Raw genomic sequence first — 18504 nt, forward strand, 5'->3', positions numbered from 1 at the left:
GCCAGGCGCCGGCGCCTGGAACGGCCGCTCCCGGTCACGCCTGGGTCTCAGCGCAACAGGCGCCGCAGTCCGGCCTCGAAGGCCCCGGCAAGCGGTGGCGCGCCCTCCCCGGCCAAGGCCAGCGCCAGGGCGTGGCCGTGGGTGTAGTCCACCAGCAGATCGAACAGCAGCTCGGGCTCGGCATCGAACTGCCGCACTTCATGGCGCAGGCGCTCGCTGAAGGCCGACAGCGAACCGCCGAACAACCGCGGGTCACCGAATACGCACAGGGTCAATGCCGGATAACGTCGTACCCGGGCCATGTAGTGCCCCAGCAATACCTGGACCCGCTGCACCGCCGGCATCGATTCGGCGGGCTCCTCCAGCGGCTCGCCGTGCACCCGCTCCACCAACAACTGCATCAGTTGTTGCTGGTCGCCCACGTGGTAGATCACCGACATCGGTGTAATCGCCAGTTTCCGCGCCAGGGCCCTGATGCCGAACCCCTGGGCGCCAAGCTCCTCCAGCAACTCCAGGCCGGCGTCCAGCACTTGATCCAGGCTCAGGGCATGACCGGCAGCCGGGCGACCACTGCGCTTGCGTGTTTCAGTCATGGCAGTGGCCCGGCTGCGCAGGCTCCAGGCGATAGCGGCTGCTGACCAAGCCGTTGGGGTATTGCCGAGTGTCGAGGCACTGCAGGCGCAAGTCCTGCTCCAGAAGGCCGAACAATGGCCGGCCACTGCCGATCAGCACCGGCACCCGGGTCAGGACCATCTCGTCGATCAGTCCCGCCCGGAGAAAAGCCCGGATCAGCGTACCGCCATCGATATAGGCCTGGCGCCAACCCTCGGCCTGCAACTGCGCCACCAGGTGCGCCGGCTCGGCGCCACTGATGCGCAGCCGATCAGCCAGGTGCTCCGGCACATCGGCGGGGTCCAGGGTGCGGCTCATCACCACCACCGGTTTGGTGAACGGCCAGGGCTCGAACCCCAGCACCGTGTCGTAGGTGCCACGCCCCATGACGATGCCATCCACCGAGGCCATGAAAGCCGCATAGCCATAGTCTTCCCCGGGCTCGCCGGGTGGCAGCCAGTCGATGCGGCCATCGTCGCGGGCGATGAACCCGTCTACCGAAGTGGCGATGAATACCTTGCCGAATGCCATGTCGCAGTGCCTCCCGGGAATAAACATACAGCGTATGATAATTCACCCGTGGAGCATCCTGGCAAGCAGCGATTTCAATTCAAGCTGTAGGACTGCAACACGCCCTGCTTGAAGTACAGCTGCAGCATGTGCGCCGGGCCGCTGGGCTTGCCCATCAGTTGGTTGGTCATGCCATTGACCACGCCATTGCCGCCCGTGGCCAGGTTGTATTCGTTGGCTGCAGCGCCGGTCACTTCGTTGGACGGCACATGGCTCCAGGCCTTGGCGAGCATCTGCTGCATGGTCGAGCGTCCCGGTGCGTAGCCGCCGTTCGCATCGCTGCGGTAGGTCCAGTACTCGGTGCCATCGGAGGCGTAGCGTTTTTCCGGGGTATCGCCGCACAGGCGCTGCACATCGTCCGGCGAAGTCTTGCCCACCACGAAGTTGCGCTTGGCGAACGAAGCGTCATAGATCTGCGCCTGGGGACCTTGGCCCTGGGCCAGGCCGGGGAGATTCAGCCCGCCATTGCCGTTGCACGCAGAGACCAGGGCCAGGGTCGCGATGCACATCAGTCGAAGTTTCATAACATCCTCTTCACGTATCCAGGAGCCCTCATGTCCCATGAGTGGCTCGTCCAGGGGATTGCTTTCGCGGTCGGCCGCTCGCGCGGCTCGGCCTGGAAATGGGCGAAAAAGATGCTATCAGCGGCCACCGGGGCCGATTGACCTGTGGGTCTCCAACACTGTGCTCAGCGTCTCAAACGCACCTGGGTGTCGAGTCGGTCAAGGACCTCGAGCAGCGACCCCGGACCTTCGACGCTCACGGCTCCAGCCTTGGCAGGTAGCGTGGCCGGGCGCCGGTCGCGGGCATCCCGGGGTGAATAGCCGAAGGCCTGGCGAAACACCCGGCTGAAGTGCGACTCACTCTTGAAGCCATGGTCGAAGGCCAGGGTCGAAATGCGCTGGTGGGCGCCAAGGGGGCTTTCCAGGATGCGCCGCACCCGGTCCAGGCGGCATTGCTGGATGTAGGCCACCACTCCGGCCTCCTGGGCGAACAAGCGGTACAGCTGGGCCCTGGAGATACCGACTTCGCGACAGATCAGCGATGGGGTGAGTTCGGGGGAACGCAAGTGTGCCTCGATGAAACGTCGTACCCGCTGCACCAGCGTATGGTTGATCGGGGCTTGGGCCTCTGCCAGGGTCGCGGCACTGGGCGCCAGCGCCGCCGTGACCATGGCCAGGGTCGCCTGCTCGACCTCCACCAGCTCCTCGCCACGCAGCAGCGGCAACTGCCGACGCAAGCTACGCAGGTAGTCACCCAGCAGGCTGCCCAAGGGGCCCTGGACCAGGCTGCCGTGCAGGTTGGCCGCACGCAGGCGTGGGCTGAGCAGGTCCCGGGCCAGGGTCAGGATCACCGTGTCGCCTGCAATGATCTGCGAGTCCAGCTCCCGGGCCAGGTCCAGCACATAGATGCTCGAAGGCCCGGCCTGCAATGGGGTCCGGCCAGCCATGCCGTGCAACGAATGATTCAATCCCAGGCAGAGGTACAGGTGGTCCAGGCCATCGCGGCGAATCATCTGCTGCGGGCGGCGGACGCCATAGGCCACTGGCTCGCCAGCACCGGCCCAGGTACCGCAACCCACAAGAATCGAGCCCACGTAGCCGGTGCTCAGCTGGTAGTTGAAGCGCGAGGCCAGCGCCTGCTCGATGCTGATCTGGAAGATCGCATTGACCTCCTCGCGCCACATGTCGAAGCGGTGTGCGGGCGCATAGGCCTGGCTGGAGAACTGAAAGAGATGGGGATTCAAGGCCGGTCTCTGGCTGGACTACTCGGGCTGTCGCGCCTGGGATGCACCCCGGGACGCATCCAGTGCCGCCGCTTACCTTAAACCAATACCGTGAGCTTGCCGACAGGCCGCGACGTGCGGGCCTGATGCTGCCAGTGCCCATGGCGGGCCGACGCAAAGACAGGCCTGGGCAGATCGAAGGATGTGTCCAGCCCCCCAGCGAAGCACCGGCCGGGTATCCGCTGCAAGGCCCGAAAAAGGGCCTTGCAGGCATGACGGGACCAGGTGGGTGGAAGGCCCAGGTGCGAGCGCCAGGGCGGGCGCGTGGTTATGGATTGGCCAGCAGCGGTGACGCTGGGAGTTCCTGGTGCCGAGCGTCGCGGCTGCAAGCCACGAAGTCCTCCTTGCGCAGCACCACCAGGGCCAGCAGCGACGCGACCCCAGTGGCTACATAGAAGTACCAGGGCGAGGAGATATCACCGGTGAGCTTGATCAGCCAGGTGGAAATCAGTGGAGCACTGCCACCGAACGCGGCAACGGGGATGTTGTAGGCCACGGCAATACCGGTGGAGCGAATGCGGGTCGGCAGCAGTTCGCTCATCAGGGCATAGGTCGAGGACGCATAGAGTCCGAACAGGATCGCCACCGCCATCAGTGGCCAGAACAGCGTGGCCGGCGTGGCAGTGGGCGCGACCTTGAAGAACCAGTACATGGCCAGGGTCGCCAGGACACCGATCACCATCAAGAACGGCTTGCGCCCATAGCGATCGGTGAACGCGCCGCCAAAGGGCATCACCACCGCCGCCGAAAGGCTGGCGACGAACACATAGAGCAAGGTGGTGCCACTGTCGAACTTGAGGGTGTTGGACATGTAGGTCGAGGCGAAGGTCAGCACCAGGTAGAAGATCGAGCTATGCAAGGTAATGATGAAGAACACCAGGGCGATCGAGCGCTTCCACTGCCAGACTTCGCGCAAGGGTGCCTTGGAGGTCTCTCCGGCATGTACCAGGGCCAGGAACTCCGGGCTGTCTTCCAGCTTCAGGCGGATGTACATGGAGATGAAACCCAGCGGCCCGGCGACCAGGAACGGGATTCGCCATCCCCAGTCCTGCATCAGTTCGGCGCCCAGGACCCAGGTCATGCCATTGGCCACCGCGCCGCCCAGGAGCAGGCCGAGCACCGCAGTGACCATCAGCCAGCAGGTGGCGAAGCCCCGGCGTCCGGGGCCGGCGTATTCGGCAATGAAACTGGTGATGGTGCCGATCTCGCCGCCGGCGGAGAACCCCTGCACGCAGCGAACCAGAATCAGGATGATCGGTGCGGCGATGCCGATGCTGGCATAGGTCGGTAACAGGCCCAGCAGGCAGGTGGAGCCGGCCATCATCACCAGCACGGTGATCAGGGTCCGGCGCCGGCCGATCTTGTCTGCCAGGGGACCAAAGAACAGGCCGCCCAGGGGACGGATGAAAAAGCTCAGGGCAAAGGCGGCAAAACTGGCCAGCAGGCTGCTGGAGGGATCATCGGAGACGAAGAACGCCTTGCCGATATACACGGCCAGGAAGCCGTAGACGCCATAGTCGTACCACTCGATCAAGTGGCCGGAAGTCGCGCCGATAAAGGCCCGGCGCCGCTGGCGCTGGGGGTTGGTGTGTGACAAGCCCATGCTGGGAACTCCTGTTGTACTGCTTCCATGGAAAAACGGTTCAGAGGTTGCCGACCTCCACTGGGTCTTGCAAGCTCTGGCGCAAATGGGTCTTGAGAATCTTGCCGTAGCTGTTCTTCGGCAACTCGGTGCAAAACAGGTATTTCTTCGGTTTCTTGAACGACGCCATATGCGCCAGGAACCACTCGTTAAGTGCCTGGGAGTCGAGGCTTCCAGGGGAACGCAGGACCACGAAGGCCACCACCGACTCCCCCCAGTGGGCATCCGCTTCGCCCACCACGCAGGCTTCGAACACCTCGGGGTGCTGGACCAGCACCTCTTCCACTTCCCGTGGATAGATATTGCTGCCCCCGGAGATGATCACGTCCTTGGAGCGATCGGTCAGGGTCAGGTAGCCCCGGGTATCCAGGAAGCCGATATCGCCGGTGAGCAGCCAGCCACCCACCAGGGCCGCCTGGGTGGCTTGGGGATTGTCCCAGTAGCCGAGCATCACCGGGGCGCCTCGCACGGCGATTTCCCCCGCTTCGCCTGGTGCCAACACACGCCCCTGGGCGTTGATCACCTGCACCTCAACGCAAGACTGCGCGCGGCCCACGGAAGCCGCAATGGCCGGCCAGTCGGGATTGTCACGGTCGGCGATGGCCTCCCGGGCCAGGGCACTGATGCTCATCGGACACTCGCCCTGGCCGTAGATCTGCACCAGGCGCGGGCCGAAGGTTTCCAGGGCCTGGTCCAGGTCTGCCAGGTACATGGGAGCGCCGCCGTAGACGATGGTCTTGATCCCCTCGCCGGCATACCCCTGCTGCCGGGCCTGCTCCACCATGCGCTTGACCATGGTCGGCGCGGCGAACAGGCTGACCGGTCCCAGCTCCTGCGCCAGCTCGAACAGCTCCGCTGCCTGGAACCCCCGCGACGCCGGCAATACGTGCCGGGCACCACAGCGCACATGAATGAAGTTGTAGAGCCCGGCGCCATGGGACATCGGCGCGGCATACACCACCGCATCGCCGCCATCCACAGGATCGACATCCAGCGGGTAGCACAGCGACATGGCCATCAGGTTGCCGTGGGACAGCATCACGCCCTTGGAGCGACCGGTGGTGCCGGAGGTATAGAACAACCAGGCCAGGTCCGTGTCCTGGCGTGGCCATGGCTGCGCCAGTTCCGCCACTGCGGACTCAGGAGCAGCCGACAGCTCGTAGCCGCAGATCTCGCGACAGTCGCCGGGCAGGTTTCCCGAGCCGAAGACCTGGCCGTCATCGGTATAGATCAACCGGGCGCCGGCATTGCCCGCGATCCAGGCCGCTTCCAGGCCGTGCAGCTTGCTGTTGATCGGCACCGCTACCGCCCCGCTCCACCAGATGGCATAGAGCAGTTCCAGGTAGTCGCAGCTGTTTTTCATCAGCAACGCCACCCGGTCTCCCGGGGCGATGCCCTGCTCGTGGCGCAGCTGCAATGCCCGCTGGCGAACCCGTGTGGCGAATGCCTGGTAGTCGGCCACCTGGCGGTTGCCGTCGAACAGTGCCGCGCGCTGCGGCCAGCGTTGGGCTGCGTCGAGCAACCAATGGGCGATGTTCATCCTCAGGCCCGGACGGCTTGCAGGACCGAGGCATAGTTGGCCACCGCCATGCCTCCCATGTTGAACAGCAAGCCGAACTCGGCCCGGGGGACACCCAGGCCAATGGGCTGGCCGATCAGTTGGCGAAAGCCCAGGGCATGCATCGATACGCCGGTGGCTCCCACTGGATGCCCCTTGGCCTTGAGGCCGCCGGACAGGTTCACCGGCAGGCGACCGCCGTGGCGTACGGTGCCGTCATCCAGGGCTCGATGCCCTTCGCCCTTGGGCGCCAGGCCCATGGCTTCGTAGATCAGCAGCTCGGCAATGGTGAAGCAGTCATGCACCTCGGCAAAGCTCAGGTCGCCCAGGGTCACTCCCGCTTCGCGCATGGCGCCGTGGATAGCCCGTTGCGGCCCTTCGAAGGCCAGGACGTCGCGGCTCGACAGGGGCAGGAAATCGTTCACCTGGGTCATGGCCCGGATCGCTACCTGGCGTTGCATGGAACGCGCGCGCCGTGGCGAGGCCAGGATGACCGCCGCCGCACCGTCGCTGATCAGCGAGCAGTCGGTAAGCCGCAGGGGCTGGGCGATCACCGGATTGCTCTGGGAGATGTTGTTGCAATGCTCGAAGTCCATGACCCGGTGCATCTGCGCCAAGGGATTGGACATCGCATTGGCATGGTTCTTCACCGCGATCGCCGCCATCGAGGCCAGTGGGCTGTGATAGCGCTCGGCATACTGCTGGGCCACTTGGCCAAAGAGCTGCGCAAAGCTCAGGCCGGCCTCCCGCTCATCGTGCTGGTAGCCGGCACCCGCCAGGGCCCGGGTCACGTCGGCGGTGCTGTTGCTGGTCATTTTCTCTGCGCCGACCACCAGCACCAGTTCTGCCGCGCCACTGCGGATTGCATTGATCCCGGCCTGGATCGCCGCCGACCCCGAGGCACAGGCGTTCTCGCAGCGGGTCGCAGGCTTGAAGCGCAATTGCGGATCGGCCTGGAGCATCAGCGATGCGGCAAAACCGTCGGCCACCAGGCCGGAATTGAAGTGACCGAGAAACAGGGCGTCGATCTCGGCGGCATCGATGGCGGCGTCCGCCAGGGCGTCACGGGTGACCTTGACGATCAGGTCCTCGAGATTGATGCCATCCAGGCGCCCGAATGGGCTGTGGGCGGCAGCGACAATGGATACGGAATCATGGGTCATGGTGATTTTCTTCTGTCCTTGAAGCAGGTATTCCATACAATGATCCAGCGCCCGAATCACACGCTAGTTGGGGCAACTACGTACATCAGTAAGTAGTACCTACACGTACCAGAGCGTCTCAATGACCACGAGGCAGGATGCCCAATGACCGTACATGCCCAACAACTCCAGGATCTTGAGTGCCTGGCCTTCCAGGTCTCGCCGGCACCGCAACTGATCACCGGGCACCGGCACATGCTCGATTGCAACCAGGCCTTCGAGCGCCTGTTCGGTTATGAGCGCAAGTACCTGCAGAATCACCTGACCCTATTGCTGTACCCCTCCCAGGCCGATTACCAGAGCATTGGCGAGCGCAGCGAACACTGGCTGCGCAACGGCCCCAGTGCCTCGTACTCCGACGAACGCTTCATGCAGCACCGCAATGGCGAGGTGTTCTGGGCCCGGGCCCACGGCTTTTCCCTGACCCCACAAGACCCGTTCAAGCTGATGGTCTGGCATTTCGAGCGCCTGGATCGCCAGCCGGCGCCGACGATCCAGTTGACCCCCCGCGAGCGAGAGATCTCGCTGCATATCGTCAACGGCCTGACCTGCAAGGAAATCGCACGCAAGCTGGGTATCTCCCACCGTACCGTGGAGGTGCACCGCGCCCGGCTGATGAAGAAGCTTCAGGCCAAGAACAGCGCGGAGCTGGTGTCCAAGATCATCTTCATCAGTTGAATGCCTAGGCCAGCATGTCGCTGGCGCTGATGCGCAGCAACTGCAAGGGGCCCACCGTCGCCCCTTCCACCGTGCCGCCCTGTGTCAAGATCCGGTCCACCGCATCCATCTCGGCGCTACGGCCGGCAATCATCTGGTAAGTGCTACGTGGCAACTCATCGGTGAATCCCTGCTCGACGGTCCAGTAGGCCAGCGTCAGCGCGGCGGTGAAGTAATGCTGGCTGGAGACCGGGATCCGCACTTCTTCATCGTTATCGTCATAGGCGATGAAGTGTCCGACGAAAGACTCCACGCCCAAGCGCTTGAGCATTGGCCAGCTCAGGGCCGCAGGCACGAAGGCATTGAGCTTCTCGGCAACGATTGGCGAATAGCCGCGCTCCTGCAGCAACTCGACGATCCTGTCCTCATCGGCCTCGGGGTGGGCCGCCATGACGCTCAGGGCATCGAGCACCGCCTGGTGGGCGGTTTCATGATCGACGTCGGGAGAACAATGGGCGCAATCTGGTGGGCAGGTATCGGTCATGGGAGGTCGAAGGTCCATATCGGTCGTGGAAAACGGGCGGCAGGGTAACCCTGAGCCTGCCCAGGCGCCAGTCCCGTGTCAGCCGACTACCGTGTCCAGCAGGTCGCTGGCGCGAATGCGCAGTACCTTCAACGGCCCGAGCGTGCCCCCCTCTACACTCACGTCCTGGGCCAGGGCCTTGTTCACGGCGTTGATTTCGGCACTGCGCCCGATGACGCGCTCATAGACCTGGAGCGGCAAGTCTTCGCTGTAGCCGTGCTCCAGCGTGCAGTAAGCCAGCTTCAATGCGGCGATGAAGTAGTGCTGGCTGGACACCGGGATCTGCACCTCTTCATCAACCTCGTCATAAGCGATGAAGTAACCACCGAAAGGCTCCACGCCCAGGCGCTTGAGCAGTGGCCAGCCCAGGGCCGTGGGCACGAAGACATTGAGCTTTTCGGCAACGCTCGGCGAGTAGCCACGCTCCTGTAGCAGCTGGACGATCCGGTCTTCGTCGGCCTCGGGGTGGGCACCCATGATCTGCAGGGTGTCGAGGACGGCCCGGTGGGCGCTTTCATGATCGGAGGAAGAACAGTAAGGACAGCCTGGCGAGGAGATATCGGTCACGGGAGGTCGAAGGTCCATATCGAGCGTGGAAAACGGGCGGCAGGGTAACCCCTTTGGCCGCCCGGATTCCAGCAGGCTATCGGCCTCGCGCTCCTGCGTGCCCCTCTACTTGATCACCACCGGGTTCACCGGGGCCCCGCTGCCACCGACGATCTTCAACGGCGCGGCGGTGTAGAGGAAGGTCCACTGGCCATCGGCCGCGCAGTCCTCGGCCAGGTCCTCGAGCAGCACGATCTCGGTGAAGGCGATACCCAGGTTGCGCATCAATGCACAGTGCAGCGGGATCTGCACCCCCGACGACGGATCGGTGATCACCTCGTTGGCGATGGTATCGGTCACCAGGTTGGGGATCTCCATCTGGTCGAACCACTCCACCAGCTCGCGACTGTAGGTCAGCCCCGGCTCCACCAGGTCCTTGAAGAACTCAGTCTTGCCGTACTCGTAGAAGGCGCCCATGGAGCCGGTGCGAATGATCAGGATGTCGCGCTTCTCGATGGCCACTCCCTGGGCCTTGGCCGCGGCCATCAGGTCCCGATGGTCGAAGGTCTCGCCACGGCCCAGGTACTTCTTGCCCCGATGACGGGCCATGTCGATCAGCACCGCTCGCCCCACCACCCCGCGCTCGGCGATCGGCAGTACGCTGGCCTTGGCCATGCCACCCACCGTGGTATTGGCGTCGTAGCCGTTCCACAACTGGTTGTCGTACCAGGCATGCCCCAGGGCGTCGTACTGGGTCGAGCCTTGCAACTGCATGAAGATCACATCGTCGCAGTACTCGGCGCCACCGGTCATCGAGGGCTGCTTGCCAGCCTGGTAGTGGCTGCGGTCCAGGGTATTGAAGCGCATGGACGGACTGCGCGCCGGCCACATCGGATCGCCACCTGGATGGCCGATCTGCACTTGCAGGGTGAAGGTCTTGCCCTGGCGCACCGCGGCAACGCCACGCAACACCTCGGCCTGCTGCAGGTAATTGAGGGCGCCGACTTCGTCGTCAGGCCCCCACTTGCCCCAGTTCCTGGGCAGGCCTTCGAGGAGTTTCGCGGTGTTGGGCTGGTTGTTGTGGTCGATCCCGCACATGTCGATTGCACTCCGTAGCTTGGGTGGGTACCGCCGGATGCTCTCTATACACAACGTCCGCCATCGACTTCAAGGCAGGTGCCGGTAATGAAGGCTGCCTCATCGCTGGCCAGGTACAGGCAGGCATTGGCCACGTCCTGGGGCGTGGAGAAACGTCCCAGGGGGATGCCGGCCATGAATTTCTCGCGGTTCTGCGGGGTGTCCGGCACGCCCATGAACTCACTGAGCAACGCCGTGGCACCGACCACCGGGTTGACGCAATTGACCCGGATATTGTCCGGCCCCAACTCGGCGGCCATGGTCTTGCTGATCACCACCACCGCGCCCTTGCTGCCGTTGTACCAGACCAGCCCGGGCCGTGGCCGGACCGCCGCGGTGGAGGCAATGTTGACGAACACCCCGCCACCCTGCCCGCGAAAATGCGGGACGAAGTGCCTGGCACTCAGGAAGATGCTTTTGACGTTGACCGCGAACACCCGGTCGAACTCGGCCTCGTCCACTTCCAGCATCGGCCGGTTGCGGTGGGTGGTGCCGGCGTTGTTGACCACGATATCCAGGCCCCCGTACTGCTCCAGGGTGTCGCGCAACAGCGCAGCGACGCTGGCATCCTCGGCCACATTGACCTGGACAAAATGGGCCTGGCCCCCGGCGGCACGGATCTCGTCCGCCACTCGTTGGCCGCCCGTGGCATTCAAGTCGGCGACGATCACTTGCGCCCCTTGCTGGGCGAAGGTCTTGGCGATGCCTTCGCCGAAACCGGAACCGGCGCCGGTGACGATGGCTGTCTTGTTGGCTAGACGCATGGGAGTGACTCCTGATCTTGTTGTTGTCTGCCGCGGTGGCGGCTTTCAGTCGTGACGGATAGCGATGGTCTTCAAGGTGGTGAAGCCCAGCAGTGCCTCGAAGCCCTTTTCCCGGCCATAACCGCTGGCCTTGACCCCTCCGAAGGGCAACTCGACGCCACCGCCGGCGCCATAGTTGTTGATGAACACCTGGCCACAGCGCAGCTTGTGGGCCATGCGCATCTGGCGCGCGCCATCACGGGTCCAGACCCCCGCCACCAGGCCGAAGGCGCTGTCGTTGGCCAATCGGATGGCATGGGCCTCATCCTCGAAAGGCATCACCGCCAGCACCGGGCCGAAAACCTCCTCCCGGGCCAGGCGGCTGTCGGCCGGTACATCGCGAAACAGCACGGCCTGCTGGAAGAAACCAGCGTTGCCAGCCTCGGGCACTACCACGCCACGGGCCGCCACCGGAATCCCCGCGGCCTCGGCTTCGCGCACGAACTCACGTACCTGTCGCAGCTGCTTCTGGTTGATCAGCGGCCCCATGTCCAGGTCCAGCTCCGAGGGGCCGGCGCGCAACTGGCTGAAACCCTGGGCCAGGCGCTCCAGCAGCGGCTCGTAGAGGCTGCGCTCCACCAGCAGGCGACTGCCGGCGGAGCAGGTTTGCCCGCAGTTCTGCACGATGGCGTTGATCAATACCGGTAATGCGCGATCCACATCGGCGTCGGCGAAGACGATCTGTGGCGACTTGCCGCCCAGCTCCAGGGTCACCGGGCAATGGCGCTCGGCAGCGGCCTTGGCTACCAGGGCGCCGGTACCGGTGGAGCCGGTGAAGGAAATATGCGCCACCCCGGGATGAGCGCACAGGGCTGCACCGGCCTCATGGCCATAACCGCTGACCACGTTCACCGTGCCCTTGGGAAACCCGACCTCGGCGGCCAGTTCCGCCAGCCGCAGCAGGGACAGGCTGGCGTCCTCGGCCGGCTTGATCACGCAGGCATTGCCTGCGGCCAGGGCCGCGCCGACGCTGCGCCCGAAGATCTGCATCGGGTAGTTCCAGGGAATGATGTGCCCGGTCACGCCATGGGGCTCGCGCACGCTCAGCACGGTGTAACCGGACTGGTAGGGCAAGGTCTGGCCGTGAAGCTTGTCCGCAGCGCCGGCGTAGTACTCGAAGTAGCGCGCCAGGGCCGTGGCATCGGCCCGGGCCACCTTGAGCGCCTTGCCGGTATCCCGGGCCTCGATCTGCGCCAACTGCTCATGGTGCTCCAGCACCGCGGCACCGAGACGGGCCAGCAAGCGCCCGCGCTCCAGGGCCGAAAGAGCGCCCCAGGGGCCGTCGAAGTTCTCCCCCAGGGCCCGCTGTGCTGCGGTCACCGCCAGGTCGATATCTTCGGCGGTGCCCCGGGCGATGCGGGCATAGGTGGCGCCGCTACTGGGGTCCAGTACCGGGATGTCCTCGCTCCAGGACGAGGCCTGCCATTGGTTGTCGATGTAGTGTCTGTGCTGCATGTTCAGCTCCCCTCCAGGCATTCGGCGATGGCACGCCCGACTTCCACGGTGCTGGCGGTACCGCCCATTTCCCGGGTACGCGGACCATCTGCGAGTACGGTCTCGATACTCTGTACGACGGCGGCGGCCGCCCGTTGGTAAAGCTCGTCACCCTGCCCCAGGTGCTCGATCATCAAAGCTGCCGACCAGATCTGGCCGATAGGGTTGGCTACGCCCAGCCCGGCGATGTCCGGCGCCGAGCCGTGCACGGGTTCGAACAGAGACGGATACAGCCGCTCAGGGTTGAGGTTGGCCGAGGGGGCGATACCGATGGTGCCGGCACAGGCCGGGCCAAGATCGGAAAGGATGTCGCCGAACAGATTGGAGGCCACCACCACATCGAACCAGTCCGGATGCTGGACGAAGTGCGCGCAGAGGATATCGATATGGAACTTGCGGCTGGCGACCTCGGGATAGGCCTTGGCGATGGCATCCAGGCGCTCGTCCCAAAACGGCATGGTGATGGCGATGCCATTGGATTTGGTGGCCGCCACCAGGTTGCGCCGAGGCCGGCGGCTGGCCAGTTCGAAGGCGTACTTGAGCACCCGGTCGACGCCATGGCGGGAAAACACCGACTCCTGCAAGGCGATCTCCCGAGGCGTGCCCGGCCACATGCGCCCGCCGACACTGGAGTACTCGCCCTCGGTGTTCTCCCGCACCACGATGAAGTCGATGTCGCCCGGCACCCGCCCGGCCAGCGGACAGGGCACGCCGGGCATCAGGCGCACGGGGCGGATGTTGACGTACTGGTCGAACTGGCGACGGATCTTGAGCAGCGAGTCCCAGACCGCCACATGGTCGGGGACGATATCCGGGGCTCCCACGGCGCCGAAGAAGATCGCTTCGTGATGGCCGATCTGCTCGGCCCAGTCCTCAGGCATCATGCTGCCGTGGGCCTGGTAGTGCTCGCTGCACCAGTTGAAATGATCGAAATGCCAGTCGATGCCGAAGCGCCGACCGACCGCATCGAGCACCCGCAGGCCTTCGGGCACCACTTCGCGACCGATACCATCACCGGCGATCACCGCGATGCGGTGGACGGGTTTTACAGGGGGATTGATCCTGGACAAGCCATATCTCCTGGTCTGACGTGTTGTTGTTATCGAGGCAGGTCAAGCGGACAGGCGCGCCCATTCTGGCCACAGAGCCGGGCCAGTGGGAATTGCTCATTACGGAAACCACCTTCGAAAAATTCGAAGGCCGGATGAGCGATTGCTGCTACCGATCGCCCTCACGAGCCACTGCCCCGTCCTGCTGGAAGCCTGCCAGGTAGTCAAACAGGGCGTGACTGGCCAGGGACGGCGGCTCACGGCGGCGACACAAGTACATCTGGCGATCGGCCCAGGGGTCATCGATTTCGATAAAACGCAAGTCCATTTCCTTGCGGAAGATCTGTACCGCACCCTGGGGCAACACACCGACCCCCTGCCCTGCGGCAATCAGCCGGCACACGGCCTCGAAGCTGCGGACCTGCACCCGCAGGCGCAAGGGCATGCTCACGGCGGCAGCGGCCTCGGTAATCAGCGGGGTAATGGCGGCGTTGTCCTCCAGGCCGACGAAGTCGTAGCCCAACAGGTCCTCGAAGCGCGCATGGCTCATCTTGAACGGATGCCCCTGGGGCACGATCAGGCACAGGCGGTCGCGACAATACGCCTTGAAATACAGGTCCCGCGCCTCAGGCAACGTGGTAACGATGCCGACGTCGGCCACCCCGTCACGCACGGCCAGGAGAATCTCGCGACTGCGCTCCTCGCGAATGTCAATGCGAATGCCAGGATGCAGCTCGCTCCATTGGGTCAGCTGCCTGGGCAGTTCCTGGCTCATGGCCGAGCTGTTGGCGTAGAGGCTGACCCGGCCCGTGGCCCCCTTGGCGAAGTCGGCAAGGTCGGCATGCATCACATCCACGGCCCGCAGGATGCTCCGCGCGTGATCGGCCAGGGCCTGGCCCGCTGGAGTGGGCTGCACCCCGGTGGACGTGCGCACCAGGAGCGCCACCTTGAAATGCTGCTCCAGCAAGGACAACCGGCGGCTGGCGGCCGACAGCGACAGATGCGACTGCTCGGCAGCCCGGGACAGGTTGCCCAGGGTCAGGGCCTTAAGGAACAACTCGATGGAGGTCAGGTCCGGAGACATGGCGGGGTCCTTGTGCGCAGTCGCTGAAACCTACGCAGTCACCCGCCGATGTGCAACCTGCGCAAGCTTCTCGCCAAGCTGGGCACCTTGCTTCAGCGCCCAGAGAAGCGCAGGCGCGAGAGCATGCGCAAATCGCCTGCGAGGTAGTAATCGTTGCTCCAGCTATCGTCCGTCGCCAAGGGCTGGACCTGCTTGAGCGCCAGTTGCCTGGCAAAGTAGCGGAACCGGTAATGCTCGTAGAAACGCAGCAGCTCCAGGCCGTAGCGATCCGCCAGGTCGGTGTCGCCACGGATGATCAGGAAGTTCTCATCGTTGCCCTGGCTGGCGCCGACGCTGAGGTTGTGGCTGCCGCTGATGATCACCGGGGCGTCGCTGGTGAAGTCGGTGACCACCGCCTTGGTATGCACCAGCAAGTTGCCCTTCTGCCCCTTGAGGCCTTCCTTGAGCCAGCCTTCCAGGCCGTTGTTGAGCAACGCGGTAGCGGCGAACTCCGCCGTGCGGTCGGCATGGAAACCGGTGATGCGGCTGGCGGTGTTCTGCAGGCCATAGCGCAACACATCGTCGTGGGGCTGGCCGAGCAAGGCATCGAGGATCCGGTCGGGCAAGGCGAAGGCGGTGACGAACAGCAAATCGCGACGGGCGCCGTTGATGATCCCCACGAACTCGTCGAGATCCCCCTGGCCACTGCGTGGGGAAAAACCGGCGAACAGCGCCGCCTCAGGCTGCATGGGGTTGGCCTGGGTCAACCATTTGCGAGTGGCACCGACATCCGCCGGGGCGGCCCAGATCTGCTCGAACACCTGTAGGTAGCGGTTGGCGATGTCCGGGTTGTCCAGGCAATGCAATACGTTGGCCTGGCGGTAGACACCGTTGCCCGTGAAGTTGGTGCTGCCACAGAGCACCGCGACGCTCTGGCGCCCACCGCCCTGCTCCAGGCGGCTGAGGACGATGAACTTGTCGTGGAAGATGGCATGGGTCACCCGTCCACGTTTGCTGTCTTCGGGCAGGTGCTGCAGGCTGGCCTGGTTCATCGTGGTGTCGGCATCGCCGGGGGCGGCGTGGTACAGCACCCGGACCTTGGCCCCGCGATCGAAGGCCGCGTTGACCGCATCGACAATAGCTGGCAACTGGTACTCGTAGATGGCGATATCCAGGCTCCAGCTGGCGTCGCTGGCACGTTGGATGAAACCCAGCAACTGCTCCAGCAGGCCGTTCTCCAGCCATTGCCGGGGCGCCTCTGGCCAGGCCTCGATGGGCAGGTTCTTGTTGGCGCTGAGCAAAGTGTCCAGTTCGGGAAACTTGCGCGAGAACGCCTGGCTGGCGGCCACTGCACGATTGAAGATCACCCGCTGCCCGGGAGGCTGGCCGTTGTCGGCGGTGATGCATAGCTGCAGCATTTCTCCCAGCTGCGGCGCGGCGGCGCTGCCATAGACCAGGTACACCCGATAGTTGAGGGTGGCGCCCGGGTTGACTGCATAGTCGGCCCAGCGAAACTTCTGCAATGGCGCCTGGTTGCTGGGCGTGGCGTTGTACTGGGGGAAGGTGTGCGTCTTGCCGGGGAAAGTCAGGCTATTGAACAGGAACAGCCAGGGTTTGCTACCGGTCTGTTTTTCGATGGCGAAACCCAGCAAGCCCCGGCGGCGACTGGCATCCAGGTCCATGGCCAGGAGCACGCCATTGGTGCCGGCGTAGGCCTTGACCCGAAAATCGTCCTTGTCGTTGTGCACCAGTACCCGCATGGCGTCGCTCCCCTTGATTGGCGCAGGCAGTGTAGCCGCTGCATCGGCTGTGCATGGCTCGATACGAGCCCTTGGAGCAACAGGTATATCGCGCTACCAAGCCTTGCGGCCGCTGCGCACCCGTACGCAGCCTCGCCAGCTCGGCACGAGCCACAGGGTTTGGGACGCTACCGGTCGATATGGTGGTAGTCGGCGCCCAGGCGTTGCGCCAGTTCCCGGGCGCGACCGAGGCGGATCGGGCTGCGCTCGATATCCAGCAACAGGGTTGGACAATGCAGAGGGGCGACCGACGGCAAGGTTTTCAGGCGCCCGTCGGTGATCAGCAACACCCGCTGCTGCTCCGCCGGCCAGCGCCGTTGCCGCTGCTCCAACCACTGCCGGGCCTCGGCCAGGGCCTGGGGCAATGGCGTACCACCGCCGGCGCCCAGGCCATCGAGCCAGTGGCGCAGGTCCTTGGAAGCCTTGAGCCCCTGGACCTGCCAGCGGGGCGCACGACCGCTGGCGGTGAGCAAGGCCAGGCGCGCCCGTTGCCGGTAGGCATCGTCGAACAGTTGCGCCAGCAGGCCCTTGGCATCGCTCAGGGCATCGTGCCGGCGAGTCGAGGCCGAGGCGTCGACGATTACCAGCCACAACTCATGGGGCGTGCGACTGCGCAGTTGCCACAACAGGTCCTCGACCAGGCGTGGGCGTCCCTTGAGCAAGGTGCCTGGCCAGTTGATGCGACCGCAACTCGCCGCCCGGCTGCGACCTTGTCGCCCCTGGTCCAGGCGCCCCGGCCGGGGCTTGGCATCCGCCCCCAGGCCAGAGCGGGAACGGATGCCTAGGGCTTTTTTGGCCAGCTGGGCACTTCGCGCCGGACGCCGGTGGGCAGTGCCTGGGCCGGCATGTCACCCCATTGGCCCGCGCCTTCGCTGGCCTCGCGCTGCGCCCCGGACTGCTGCGGTACCGGCGACTGGGGCTGCTGCGCCGGTGCGGCAGGCGCCTGCCCACGGCGATGGCGCAAGGCGAATTCCGCCACCGCGTCGATATCGTCCTCGGTGATGGCCGAAGCGCCACGCCAGGCGGCATGGGCCCGGGCGGCCCGCAACCAGACCAGGTCGGCACGCAGGCCATCGACCCCGGCAGCGAAGCAACGCTCGGTGATCTGCGCCAGGGCCTGGTCATCCAGGGCGATACCTTCCAGCAGCGTCCGCGCCTGCTGGCAGCGCTGGCGCAGTTCGGCCTGGGCCTGGGCCCATTGGTTGCAGAACCCCTGCGGGTCGCTATCGAAATCCAGGCGCCGGCGGATGATCTGCCCGCGCTCCTGGGGCAGGACCTGACCGTTCAAGGCCACGTTGAGACCGAAGCGGTCCAGCAGTTGCGGGCGCAACTCACCCTCCTCCGGGTTCATGGTGCCGATCAGCACGAACTTCGCCGAATGCCGATGGGAAATGCCATCGCGCTCGATGAGATTGGTGCCACTGGCCGCCACGTCCAGCAGCAAGTCCACCAGGTGATCGGGCAGCAGGTTGACCTCATCGACATACAACACCCCGCCGTCGGCCTTGGCCAGAACGCCCGGGGAGAACTGCGCCCGCCCCTCACCCAGGGCTGCATCCAGGTCCAGGGTACCCACCAGCCGCTCTTCGCTGGCCCCCAGGGGCAAGGTGACGAACTGCCCGCTGGCCAGCAAATCCGCCAGTCCCCGGGCCAGGGTCGACTTGGCCATGCCCCGTGGCCCCTCGATCAACACGCCACCGATCTTCGGGTCGATGGCGCTCAGGCACAGGGCCAGCTTCAAGGCATCGGCGCCGACCACGGCCGACAAGGGGAAATGCGGGGTGTCGCTCATCTGGGGTTCTCGCTTGGGTCTGGGTGTCCCGAAGGACGATTTCGCGAGCCGTCTCGCGATCGAGTGCGCAGCATTCGCCGCCTCAGGGCACCTCTAAAAACGTAGGCGAGGCAGTCAGCGCAAGGCAAAAACAGGCGAAAAAGCGCCGTTTACAAGGGGTCAATGTGTATTTTGACCGGGCTGGCGCACCAGCCTGTTTTTAACGCAGCGA

At 64.9% G+C, this 18504-nt stretch carries 18 protein-coding genes; 1 reads left to right on the forward strand and 17 read right to left on the reverse strand.

Going from position 1 to position 18504, the window contains the following annotated elements:
- Positions 1–47: 47 nt before the first annotated feature.
- The 7 genes from I9018_RS19070 to I9018_RS19100 form a co-directional block, all read right to left on the reverse strand.
- Positions 48–593 (reverse strand): TetR/AcrR family transcriptional regulator, encoded by a 546-nt coding sequence (locus I9018_RS19070; RefSeq protein ID WP_241107222.1) that lies wholly within the window; start codon positions 591–593, stop codon positions 48–50.
- Complete coding sequence (locus tag I9018_RS19075) at positions 586–1143, reverse strand: dihydrofolate reductase family protein (RefSeq protein ID WP_068581358.1); 558 nt, start codon at positions 1141–1143, stop codon at positions 586–588. The genes I9018_RS19070 and I9018_RS19075 overlap by 8 nt, the downstream gene beginning before the upstream one ends.
- Before the next feature lie 74 nt (positions 1144–1217).
- Positions 1218–1706 (reverse strand): hypothetical protein, encoded by a 489-nt coding sequence (locus tag I9018_RS19080; protein ID WP_124347956.1) that lies wholly within the window; start codon positions 1704–1706, stop codon positions 1218–1220.
- Positions 1707–1870: 164 nt separating this feature from the next.
- Positions 1871–2929, reverse strand: coding sequence for a helix-turn-helix domain-containing protein (locus I9018_RS19085; RefSeq protein WP_068581361.1), 1059 nt, complete (start codon positions 2927–2929; stop codon positions 1871–1873).
- A gap of 307 nt (positions 2930–3236) precedes the next feature.
- Entirely contained in the window at positions 3237–4571 is a 1335-nt protein-coding gene (locus I9018_RS19090) for an MFS transporter (protein WP_068581364.1), read from the reverse strand.
- Positions 4572–4611: 40 nt separating this feature from the next.
- Positions 4612–6150: an AMP-binding protein gene (locus I9018_RS19095; protein WP_068581367.1), complete on the reverse strand. Its 1539-nt coding sequence runs from the start codon at positions 6148–6150 to the stop codon at positions 4612–4614.
- Between the two features lie 2 nt (positions 6151–6152).
- Positions 6153–7331, reverse strand: a complete 1179-nt coding sequence (locus I9018_RS19100) for an acetyl-CoA acetyltransferase (protein WP_241110170.1) — start codon at positions 7329–7331, stop codon at positions 6153–6155.
- A gap of 144 nt (positions 7332–7475) precedes the next feature.
- Between I9018_RS19100 and I9018_RS19105 the strand changes: the two genes are divergently transcribed.
- A complete protein-coding gene (locus tag I9018_RS19105) occupies positions 7476–8048 on the forward strand; it encodes a LuxR C-terminal-related transcriptional regulator (protein WP_124347958.1) in 573 nt (190 codons plus the stop codon).
- A gap of 4 nt (positions 8049–8052) precedes the next feature.
- On the opposite strand, the gene I9018_RS19110 is transcribed toward I9018_RS19105, so the two are convergent.
- The 10 genes from I9018_RS19110 to I9018_RS19155 all read right to left on the reverse strand — a co-directional run bounded on the left by I9018_RS19110 (position 8053) and on the right by I9018_RS19155 (position 18293).
- Positions 8053–8571 (reverse strand): hypothetical protein, encoded by a 519-nt coding sequence (locus tag I9018_RS19110; protein ID WP_241107223.1) that lies wholly within the window; start codon positions 8569–8571, stop codon positions 8053–8055.
- A gap of 78 nt (positions 8572–8649) precedes the next feature.
- Complete coding sequence (locus tag I9018_RS19115) at positions 8650–9177, reverse strand: hypothetical protein (RefSeq protein ID WP_241107224.1); 528 nt, start codon at positions 9175–9177, stop codon at positions 8650–8652.
- 105 nt (positions 9178–9282) lie between these two features.
- Positions 9283–10254, reverse strand: a complete 972-nt coding sequence (locus I9018_RS19120; protein ID WP_068581382.1) for a cyclase family protein — start codon at positions 10252–10254, stop codon at positions 9283–9285.
- Positions 10255–10298: 44 nt separating this feature from the next.
- Positions 10299–11057 carry an SDR family oxidoreductase gene (locus tag I9018_RS19125; protein WP_068581384.1) on the reverse strand — a complete coding sequence of 253 codons (759 nt, stop codon included), beginning with the start codon at positions 11055–11057 and terminating at the stop codon, positions 10299–10301.
- A gap of 45 nt (positions 11058–11102) precedes the next feature.
- Positions 11103–12551 carry an aldehyde dehydrogenase family protein gene (locus tag I9018_RS19130; protein WP_241107225.1) on the reverse strand — a complete coding sequence of 483 codons (1449 nt, stop codon included), beginning with the start codon at positions 12549–12551 and terminating at the stop codon, positions 11103–11105.
- Between the two features lie 2 nt (positions 12552–12553).
- On the reverse strand, positions 12554–13660 hold the full coding sequence (locus I9018_RS19135; protein ID WP_241107226.1) for a tartrate dehydrogenase: 1107 nt from the start codon (positions 13658–13660) through the stop codon (positions 12554–12556).
- 148 nt (positions 13661–13808) lie between these two features.
- A complete protein-coding gene (locus I9018_RS19140) occupies positions 13809–14723 on the reverse strand; it encodes a LysR family transcriptional regulator (protein WP_124347961.1) in 915 nt (304 codons plus the stop codon).
- Between the two features lie 92 nt (positions 14724–14815).
- Positions 14816–16462 carry a phospholipase D-like domain-containing protein gene (locus I9018_RS19145; protein ID WP_241107227.1) on the reverse strand — a complete coding sequence of 549 codons (1647 nt, stop codon included), beginning with the start codon at positions 16460–16462 and terminating at the stop codon, positions 14816–14818.
- Between the two features lie 167 nt (positions 16463–16629).
- Entirely contained in the window at positions 16630–17229 is a 600-nt protein-coding gene (locus I9018_RS19150; RefSeq protein WP_083235760.1) for a VWA domain-containing protein, read from the reverse strand.
- 53 nt (positions 17230–17282) lie between these two features.
- Entirely contained in the window at positions 17283–18293 is a 1011-nt protein-coding gene (locus I9018_RS19155) for an AAA family ATPase (RefSeq protein WP_241107228.1), read from the reverse strand.
- Positions 18294–18504 lie beyond the last annotated feature (211 nt).

Origin of the sequence: Pseudomonas sp. MPFS (genome assembly GCF_022537035.1) — a bacterium.
GTDB classification, from domain to species: domain Bacteria; phylum Pseudomonadota; class Gammaproteobacteria; order Pseudomonadales; family Pseudomonadaceae; genus Aquipseudomonas; species Aquipseudomonas sessilinigenes.

What these genes read in the sequence shown, in the direction of transcription:
- I9018_RS19125 (WP_068581384.1), bottom strand. Translation starts at nt 11,057, where the DNA reads ATGCGTCTAGCCAACAAGACAGCCATCGTCACCGGCGCCGGTTCCGGT.
- I9018_RS19105 (WP_124347958.1), top strand. Translation starts at nt 7,476, where the DNA reads ATGACCGTACATGCCCAACAACTCCAGGATCTTGAGTGCCTGGCCTTC.
- I9018_RS19130 (WP_241107225.1), bottom strand. Translation starts at nt 12,551, where the DNA reads ATGCAGCACAGACACTACATCGACAACCAATGGCAGGCCTCGTCCTGG.
- I9018_RS19110 (WP_241107223.1), bottom strand. Translation starts at nt 8,571, where the DNA reads ATGACCGATACCTGCCCACCAGATTGCGCCCATTGTTCTCCCGACGTC.
- I9018_RS19120 (WP_068581382.1), bottom strand. Translation starts at nt 10,254, where the DNA reads ATGTGCGGGATCGACCACAACAACCAGCCCAACACCGCGAAACTCCTC.
- I9018_RS19080 (WP_124347956.1), bottom strand. Translation starts at nt 1,706, where the DNA reads ATGAAACTTCGACTGATGTGCATCGCGACCCTGGCCCTGGTCTCTGCG.
- I9018_RS19070 (WP_241107222.1), bottom strand. Translation starts at nt 593, where the DNA reads ATGACTGAAACACGCAAGCGCAGTGGTCGCCCGGCTGCCGGTCATGCC.
- I9018_RS19140 (WP_124347961.1), bottom strand. Translation starts at nt 14,723, where the DNA reads ATGTCTCCGGACCTGACCTCCATCGAGTTGTTCCTTAAGGCCCTGACC.
- I9018_RS19155 (WP_241107228.1), bottom strand. Translation starts at nt 18,293, where the DNA reads ATGAGCGACACCCCGCATTTCCCCTTGTCGGCCGTGGTCGGCGCCGAT.
- I9018_RS19090 (WP_068581364.1), bottom strand. Translation starts at nt 4,571, where the DNA reads ATGGGCTTGTCACACACCAACCCCCAGCGCCAGCGGCGCCGGGCCTTT.
- I9018_RS19075 (WP_068581358.1), bottom strand. Translation starts at nt 1,143, where the DNA reads ATGGCATTCGGCAAGGTATTCATCGCCACTTCGGTAGACGGGTTCATC.
- I9018_RS19145 (WP_241107227.1), bottom strand. Translation starts at nt 16,462, where the DNA reads ATGCGGGTACTGGTGCACAACGACAAGGACGATTTTCGGGTCAAGGCC.
- I9018_RS19095 (WP_068581367.1), bottom strand. Translation starts at nt 6,150, where the DNA reads ATGAACATCGCCCATTGGTTGCTCGACGCAGCCCAACGCTGGCCGCAG.
- I9018_RS19100 (WP_241110170.1), bottom strand. Translation starts at nt 7,331, where the DNA reads ATGACCCATGATTCCGTATCCATTGTCGCTGCCGCCCACAGCCCATTC.